This is a genomic window from Flavobacterium sp. UBA7663 (assembly GCF_002483315.1).
Taxonomy (GTDB): domain Bacteria; phylum Bacteroidota; class Bacteroidia; order Flavobacteriales; family Flavobacteriaceae; genus Flavobacterium.
The window spans coordinates 1-7,348 of the sequence record NZ_DLHR01000021.1 but is presented as its reverse complement, the minus strand read 5'-3'; the positions used below and the strand labels follow the sequence as shown (position 1 = coordinate 7,348).

Genomic DNA, 7,348 nt, shown 5'->3' with positions numbered 1-7,348 from the left:
GTCGCCTGTGCGCGGGACGTTAGGCGAAAGCAAATGAAAATGCAACTATGAAAAGTACCTTTTTTTATGATGACAATCATATTTGGATTAATTATCCAACCTTAATTAATTGGAAAATTGAGCAACGTAACTTATTGGATTCAATAGAAAAAGTTGATTTAATTTCTATGATAAATTCCTCTATTATAATTGAACTTGCAACTTTTATAGAAGGAATGGTTTTTGAAATGCAAACTGAGATATTTTATACTCGTATCAATTCAAAAACAAGATTTGAAGTCTGTGTAGTTGAATATTTTGATAAAAAACTTGATGGTGCAACATGGGCAAATTATGTTGATTTTTTTGAAATTATTTTTGGTCAAAAGTTATCATCCAAAATCACTCCAGATGTTTGGAAAAGCATATCCCTACTTTTCAAATTCAGAAATTTGCTCGTTCACGGAAACGTAATTCAGATTGAATATTATACAGAAAACGCAAAAACAGGTGCAGAATGTTCGAGCAAGTTCAAGCCGATTTTTGAATATTTAAAAGAAAAGAAATTATTAGATCTTACTTTTACTCCTCAAACAAATACAGTTGATTTACTAAATAATAATGCGATAAATCATTTTTACAAATATTCTTTAAAGTTTTTGGAAGAATTGTTTAACCATTTACCTGAGTTGGCTTTATTAAAGAAAAATTTTGAAGATTCAATAAAGACATAAATTGCCATCGCCTAACAGCGCACAAGCGATCATTGCTGGTTTTCAGTAGCTTCGGCTCTATTTTCACGAATAAATTCTATCTTAGCGGAAAATACTCAGTTCCGCTTTGGTCGCAACGTCGCCTGTGCGCGGGACGTTGTGTGTCATGCTAAAAACAATCGTAGAGTTAAAAATGATTAAGACAAACAAAATTAAATTAACGACCAATACGGTTTTCACGACCTTGCTAAAAATATATTGGAGAAAAAGATGGTGGTTTATCATTTTGATGATACTAATGGGAATGCTGGTTTTCACAACTGGACAAGGAGATGCTAATTCTGTCTTTATAATTTCTTTTACTATCTTGTATCCATTGCTTATTGTTTTCCAATATTGGCGGTTTGCAAATTCAAAAGACAATAAATCTTATTTACTTGAAAGAGAATACGAAATTTTCAATGATAGAATTATCGCTATTCTTAGCGACGGAACGTCTAGTACAATTTTAACTGAACATTTCGTCAAATACTTAAAGCTAAAAAATGATTACTTGCTTTACCTGTCTAAAATTCAATTTATCTATGTGCCAAATGAAGCGTTCAAAACAGAATCCGATAGGAATTGGTTTAAAGAAAATATCATAAGTAAAATTAATTCATAAGCACGAACACACAACAGCGCATAAGCGAACATTGCTGGTTTTGAGTTGCTTCAACTCTGTTTTCACGAATAAACTTTATATTAGCGGAAAATACTCGTTTCCGCTTTAGTCGCAACGTCGCCTATGCGCGGGACGTTAGCTGAAAGCCGAAACGAACCGCTGAAAAATCAAAACTAAAATATGTACAATGAATTTTAAATTTCTCATAATTGGATTTTTCATCGTCAATCTGGCTTTGACTTCATGTCTCCAAAGACCTCGACTCACTAAAAAAGAATTATCAGGATTCAATGTTTACAAAAAAAATGATACAATTATTTTTCAAAATCTGTTTACAAAAGATAAAGACACTACTATAATTACCAATAAGAAGAAGTACCGAAACTATGAACCTATGATAGATATGGAGGTTATTTTTCATCATGCTGACATTGAATACAAAAATAAAAACATTAAAAATCCATACAGACCTGAAACCGCATATATGTATTCGCTTTGTAAATCAAGTTATAATCCAGTAAATGCTTTGGAATTTGAATATTTGTATTCAGATTTTTATCTTGATAATAATGCAGAAACTCAATCGATAACCTTATTTTTAAGTGATAAAAAGATTGAGAATGCTTATTTGCTTATCTATAATAAACCCCAATTTTCGGGAGCTAATGAAAATAGTCCAAATATACTTTATTGGGATGTTAACTACGGAATTGTAAAATACATAACTTTCAAAGGAGATATTTGGGAACGAATCAATTGGTAACGGCCTTCAGCTAACCGCCGTTAACCAAAATTGCCGATTTTCGTTAGCCAGAAGTTGCAGTTTCACGAAGAAACATTATCTTGGCAGAGAGAACTCAGCCCGCTTTCATCGGCAACTTCGGTTAGCGGCCTAACGTTACTTGCAAGCGCCGTTGCGAAAATGCAACGCTTATATGACGCAGTTGGAGTCGCATTTTCTTTTTTTTTCTTTTTTTATTCACGTTTTTTAGAATTTTGCGCAAATGCAATCCATAAAAAAAGGATGGAAATAGATTTCGCAGTATTTGCGCGGGATTACGTGGAAAAAGCTTAAACGGAAATTTATCCAAAAAAAGAAAAAAAAAGAAAATGCCATTTTGCGCCAGCAAGTAACAACGGCTTTAAGAAATTGCGGGTTTTGTAGTAATTGAATATTTCTTTTTATTAACTTCGTTTGCGGTAGCGGAGAAAACGCAGGCAGTAAGTCCGCAACTTCTCAAAGCCGCGAAACGTTGGCAGCAATAATACTGAACATAACTTTAAATCTAAAATATCATGAAATCAATATTTACGTTATTGTTAGCAATGTTAATGGTTAGTTGCTATACAACAAGGAAAATTAACCATGATTATTCGCGAAGCAAATTAATCACTAGACAAGCTTTTACTAGTGGGGAAGCATCATGTGCTAATGGTAATTGCTTACAAATTGACAAAGAAAAGTCAACAGAAAATTGTTATACGTTTTACGGTAGCAAACCAATTGCAATTTCAGGAAAAATGAAAGTCAAAAAGAAAGAAAATGGAAAATCATTTGTAGTAAAAGTGAAACTAACAAACCTTCTAGGCCAAAGAGACAAAGCAAACGAAATAAAAATGTTAGACCTAATTGAACGAACAATAGTAAGCCCTTAATTACTGCTGCCAACAGCCGCCATGACTAATTGCTGCATTCGTGTCGCCGGAAACACCAATTTCATTAACTTCGTTCTCACTAGCGGAAAATACTCTGCTATCTTGGCCGCAACTAGACATGGCGGCGAAACGTTAGCAGTAATGCGTTACAGGAACGATAAATAGATAACTTATATGCAAAAAGTAAAAGATTCCGAAATTGTTTTAAAAGGTTTATTTTGGGTAAATGTTCCTGTAACAGTAATCATATTTTCCAGCTTGTTTCTAATACTTAGTGTAAGTAATTTGAATTTTAATATATGTGCTATTATTGCTTGCGCTATTGGTTGGATATATTGGGAATTTGCCGTCGTAAAATGGATAAAATGGGCGTTGAAAAATGAAGTTGAAAAAGATAAATTGTTCAAATTGGGACAAAAATCTTTTTTGTTGTGGAATAGAAAGAAAATCAATAAAGCTGAAATTGATTTACAAAAATAAAATTGAAACTACATTCGCAAAACTGCTAACAGCGCACAAGCGATCATTGCTGGTTTTCAGTAGCTTCGGCTCCATTTTCACGAATAAATTCTATCTTAGCGGAAAATACTCGTTTCCGCTTTGGTCGCAACGTCGCCTGTGCGCGGGACGTTAGCCGTGATTATCAATGAAACTCAATAAACAATAAGTAATGAAATCAGATTTTAGAAAAATAAAAATGACAGTAATTTGTCTAATATTTTCATGCGCAGCAATTAGTCAAGAAAAAAAATCCGAAGCTGGCGGTCCACCTTCTCTTTCAGAATTAATAGGATTTTGGAAGAAAATTGATATCCCTAGCGAAGATAAACTGAATCAAGTCAATCCTTGGCCGCAAAAATATCAATGGTTTGCATTCTATGAAAATGGAAAAGTATATTCAATGATGATTAACGAAGACGAAAATTATACTTCAAAACAATTAGCGGAAATCTTTAGCATTTTACCAAGCGAAAAAACTCCAAATTATGAACTGAAAGGTCAATTTCTGACAATTGACAATAAAGAAATTAAAGATTATCAAGAATTATGGGGGGTTAATTTATTCGCCAAGGACATAAACGACTTTCTGAAAAAAGGGCGATTAATCATGAGCTTAGATGATGGAAGTGGAAATGTAATTTATTATAGATTATTAGAAAGAGTACAATAACCACGGCTAACAGCCGTCATGACTAATTGCTGCAATTGTGTCAAAGGAAACTCCTATTTCATTAACTTCGTTCACAGTAGCCGAGACTACTCTGCTATCTTGGCCGCAACTAGACATGGCGGCGGGACGTTACTTGAAATCGCTCCTCGCCCGCTCCAATATTGCGTTTTGCTTGAGAATTTCGTAAACGCATTTTTTTCACTTTGTATAAAACACGATTGCGAATTTCTTTAAAATCCCAAAGTTGGTCGAAACTGATCGTCAATATTGAACTGGAAAATATTTGTCGAAATTCTTGTGTCAAATCTTTCGCAATCTTTGTCCGTTGTGTGTTCCAGGAAAAATGCCATGCATTTTTGAACTTTGGCGATTCGGTTTGTAGATTTTCTAATGTCAGTTCTTTCGTGCTCAACTTTCGTGTCGCGACATTCAAGTAACAGCGGTCACGAGAAATTGTTGGTTTTCTCTTGCTTCTGCTCTATTTTCACGAATAAATTCTATCTTAGCGGAAAGTACTCACTTCGCTGGCTTCACAACTTCACGTGTCCGCGAAACGTTGGCAGCAATTCATTCGGAGACGAGTACGCAATAAGTCAAATTTAATATCTCTAAAATGAAAAAAATTCTGATAGCACTATATATTCTTTTATTGACAGTTTCTTGTCAATCAACTGATCCATCTCCAGGTTTGAGTGTTATTGTTATTCCAAAGCGGTTAAACATAGTTGTTATTGGAAACTCAATTACAAGCCACCTTCCTTCTACTGATATTGGATGGTTTAATGATTGGGGAATGGCGGCGTCATCACCTACAAACGATTTTTGCGGGGTTCTGTCCATTAAAAATAACGTAGAAAAATTAAGAGTTCCATATTGGGAAATTCAATTTGATGAAACCGAGTTTCCGCCCGCGCCTGCAAAAAAAATCGACGTGTTGGTTATACAATTCGGTGAAAATGTTGGGTCTGAGAATTTCTTAAAATTCGAGCAAACGTTGCCCGAATTGATAATGCGTTACAAACAAAACAACACTAGAGTAATGCTTGTAAGTAACTTCTGGTATGATGAGGAAAAAGATTTGATTGAAAAAAATGTCTGCGAACAATATGGTTATGAGTTTATCGATATTAGTGAGGTACACGGCGATTTATCTTATGAAGCAATTGACGAATTTGAAAATGACGCTGTGGCGGCGCATCCAAATGACAAAGGAATGAAGTTTATTGCTGAAAGAATTCTAGAAAAATTATAGTCCAATCAGGCACTTTATCCTGAACTGCTGCCAACAGCGGTCACGAGAAATTGCTGGTTTTGAGTAGCTTAAGCTCCATTTTCACGAATTAATTCTATCTTAGCGGACAGTACTCGCTTCGCTGGCTTCGCAACTTCGCGTGTCCGCGAAACGTTATAGGCAAGCGCTTAGAAATCGTGGTAAAAACAATGAAATTAGTATGAAAGTTATAGTTAGTGGAGAATTTGACGAAAAGTTAAAAATTCATTTCTCGCAAGGAAATTGGAATACTAAGATATATCCGCTTTTTGAAAATCTTAATCCCGTAAATATTGAATTAGATCCCGATCCAAGTTTGTTCAAATTGACAATAATTTACGGAGCTGAAAAATACTATTTTGAAAATGTTCTATATATTTCTAATCCAAATCTGGACAACTTAAGTTTTCATTTTTATAAAGAAAGCGAACGCATTTTCTGTAAAATCAAATCTGAAATCGTTCTCGAATTGAATAAAGAAATTGTTTTAAATCCGCTTCCAGATTGTATAAAAGAATTGGATGATGCTTTGAAGAATTATAACGATGACGACAATTGCGCCAGCCTATAACACTTACTATGCGATCATTGCTGGTTTTCAGTGGCTTCAGCTCTATTTTCACGAATAAATTCTATCTTAGCGGAAAGTACTCGTTCCGCTTTGAACGCAACGTCGCATAGTAAGGGAACGTTATAAGCAAGTTTATGAAAACCATCCGTTATATAACAATAATCTTGTCCATTATAATTCTAAGCTCTTTTGCTGGAATTGATAGGTATTCTTTGGAATTTAGTAAACTTCAAAAATATGAATTGCTCGCTTTGAAAAGTGAACATATTGGCAAGTCATATATTTATAACCTAACAAACAAAAAGGACTGTAATAAAACTTCAATAAAGTATTTAGGCATAATAGAGACAAAAAATGGAAAACAGTATAAAGTTCTAAGTTCTTTTTTTGTTTTTAGTGCTGCAAGTACTTGTCATGGAACAAGCAATATAAAAATTTATGATACGAAAAATAAGTATGTCGGAAAATACAATGTCGGTATGCCATATGAATTGCCTTCTAAAATAACCGAAAATAAATTTGTTTGCTGGACAAACTCAAAGAACTGTGATTTGAGAAAAGGATTATCAATAAATTTTGAGAAAGGATTGCCAAAAAAATTTTTTCTTCCATGTTCAAAAGATGGCGGAGATGAATATCGCTTTAGTTCCGAGTAAAACCTGCTTATAACAGCGCACAAGCGATCATTGCTGGTTTTCAGTAGCTTCAGCTCTATTTTCACGAATAAATTCTATCTTAGCGGAGAATACTCGTTTCCGCTTTGGTCGCAACGTCGCCTGTGCGCGGGACGTTACCGGCAACAACTTGAAAATCGAATCTACTAAAATGACAAAGCTAATCTTAATATTCTTTTTATTGTGTCTTGCTAGCTGCAAGAGTAATTTTCCTCTTGACGGTAATTATAAGAAAGTTGGTGCCGATTATCAATATTCATTAGTCTTAAATAAGGATTCGACCTTTACGCTTAATAAAAGATATTTTGAAGTCAATGCTTCTTGTAATGGAAAATGGAAAGTTAACAATCGTAATGAAGTTTTGCTCGAATGCGTGGAAGCATCATTAATTGAACAATTGAGTTCTGGATATTTAAATGATCGATCCATTTCACTACAAATTATAAAAAACAAAAAGTTGAAATTGGATAATGTTATTCTTAAAAAAATCGAAGTTCATTAATTGTTGCAGCCGGTAACAGCGGTCACGAGAAATTGCTGGTTTTGAGTAGCTTCAGCTCCATTTTCACGAATAAACTCTATCTTGCGGAAAGTACTCGTTTCGCTTGCTTCGCAACTTCGCGTGGCCGCGAAACGTTATAGGCAAGCTT

Annotated in this window: 11 protein-coding genes; 10 read left to right on the top strand and 1 reads right to left on the bottom strand. The window is 34.3% G+C overall.

The genetic code is table 11. The features are described from left to right. Positions 1–47 precede the first annotated feature (47 nt). The 6 genes from B2741_RS10405 to B2741_RS10380 all read left to right on the top strand — a co-directional run bounded on the left by B2741_RS10405 (position 48) and on the right by B2741_RS10380 (position 4,183). Entirely contained in the window at positions 48–713 is a 666-nt protein-coding gene (locus B2741_RS10405) for a hypothetical protein (RefSeq protein WP_291138596.1), read from the top strand. Positions 714–885: 172 nt separating this feature from the next. Next, complete coding sequence (locus B2741_RS10400) at positions 886–1,356, top strand: YcxB family protein (RefSeq protein ID WP_291138594.1); 471 nt, start codon at positions 886–888, stop codon at positions 1,354–1,356. A gap of 187 nt (positions 1,357–1,543) precedes the next feature. Next, positions 1,544–2,119: a hypothetical protein gene (locus B2741_RS10395; RefSeq protein WP_291138592.1), complete on the top strand. Its 576-nt coding sequence runs from the start codon at positions 1,544–1,546 to the stop codon at positions 2,117–2,119. A gap of 533 nt (positions 2,120–2,652) precedes the next feature. Next, positions 2,653–3,012: a hypothetical protein gene (locus B2741_RS10390; protein ID WP_291138591.1), complete on the top strand. Its 360-nt coding sequence runs from the start codon at positions 2,653–2,655 to the stop codon at positions 3,010–3,012. A gap of 174 nt (positions 3,013–3,186) precedes the next feature. Next, positions 3,187–3,492, top strand: coding sequence for a hypothetical protein (locus B2741_RS10385; RefSeq protein ID WP_291138589.1), 306 nt, complete (start codon positions 3,187–3,189; stop codon positions 3,490–3,492). 217 nt (positions 3,493–3,709) lie between these two features. Continuing rightward, entirely contained in the window at positions 3,710–4,183 is a 474-nt protein-coding gene (locus B2741_RS10380; RefSeq protein ID WP_291138587.1) for a hypothetical protein, read from the top strand. A gap of 109 nt (positions 4,184–4,292) precedes the next feature. Here B2741_RS10380 and B2741_RS10375 read toward each other — a convergent pair whose 3' ends face one another. Beyond that, entirely contained in the window at positions 4,293–4,595 is a 303-nt protein-coding gene (locus tag B2741_RS10375) for a hypothetical protein (RefSeq protein ID WP_291138585.1), read from the bottom strand. 201 nt (positions 4,596–4,796) lie between these two features. Here B2741_RS10375 and B2741_RS10370 point away from each other — a divergent pair, with 201 nt between their 5' ends. The 4 genes from B2741_RS10370 (at position 4,797) to B2741_RS10355 (ending at position 7,200) form a co-directional block, all read left to right on the top strand. Further along, entirely contained in the window at positions 4,797–5,435 is a 639-nt protein-coding gene (locus B2741_RS10370) for an SGNH/GDSL hydrolase family protein (RefSeq protein WP_291138584.1), read from the top strand. Positions 5,436–5,634: 199 nt separating this feature from the next. Then, a complete protein-coding gene (locus B2741_RS10365) occupies positions 5,635–6,024 on the top strand; it encodes a hypothetical protein (protein WP_291138582.1) in 390 nt (129 codons plus the stop codon). 134 nt (positions 6,025–6,158) lie between these two features. Beyond that, positions 6,159–6,680 (top strand): hypothetical protein, encoded by a 522-nt coding sequence (locus tag B2741_RS10360; protein ID WP_291138580.1) that lies wholly within the window; start codon positions 6,159–6,161, stop codon positions 6,678–6,680. 169 nt (positions 6,681–6,849) lie between these two features. Then, positions 6,850–7,200: a hypothetical protein gene (locus tag B2741_RS10355; RefSeq protein ID WP_291138578.1), complete on the top strand. Its 351-nt coding sequence runs from the start codon at positions 6,850–6,852 to the stop codon at positions 7,198–7,200. Positions 7,201–7,348: the final 148 nt, after the last annotated feature.

What these genes read in the sequence shown, in the direction of transcription:
- B2741_RS10405 (WP_291138596.1), top strand. Translation starts at nt 48, where the DNA reads ATGAAAAGTACCTTTTTTTATGATGACAATCATATTTGGATTAATTAT.
- B2741_RS10400 (WP_291138594.1), top strand. Translation starts at nt 886, where the DNA reads ATGATTAAGACAAACAAAATTAAATTAACGACCAATACGGTTTTCACG.
- B2741_RS10395 (WP_291138592.1), top strand. Translation starts at nt 1,544, where the DNA reads ATGAATTTTAAATTTCTCATAATTGGATTTTTCATCGTCAATCTGGCT.
- B2741_RS10390 (WP_291138591.1), top strand. Translation starts at nt 2,653, where the DNA reads ATGAAATCAATATTTACGTTATTGTTAGCAATGTTAATGGTTAGTTGC.
- B2741_RS10385 (WP_291138589.1), top strand. Translation starts at nt 3,187, where the DNA reads ATGCAAAAAGTAAAAGATTCCGAAATTGTTTTAAAAGGTTTATTTTGG.
- B2741_RS10380 (WP_291138587.1), top strand. Translation starts at nt 3,710, where the DNA reads ATGACAGTAATTTGTCTAATATTTTCATGCGCAGCAATTAGTCAAGAA.
- B2741_RS10370 (WP_291138584.1), top strand. Translation starts at nt 4,797, where the DNA reads ATGAAAAAAATTCTGATAGCACTATATATTCTTTTATTGACAGTTTCT.
- B2741_RS10365 (WP_291138582.1), top strand. Translation starts at nt 5,635, where the DNA reads ATGAAAGTTATAGTTAGTGGAGAATTTGACGAAAAGTTAAAAATTCAT.
- B2741_RS10360 (WP_291138580.1), top strand. Translation starts at nt 6,159, where the DNA reads ATGAAAACCATCCGTTATATAACAATAATCTTGTCCATTATAATTCTA.
- B2741_RS10355 (WP_291138578.1), top strand. Translation starts at nt 6,850, where the DNA reads ATGACAAAGCTAATCTTAATATTCTTTTTATTGTGTCTTGCTAGCTGC.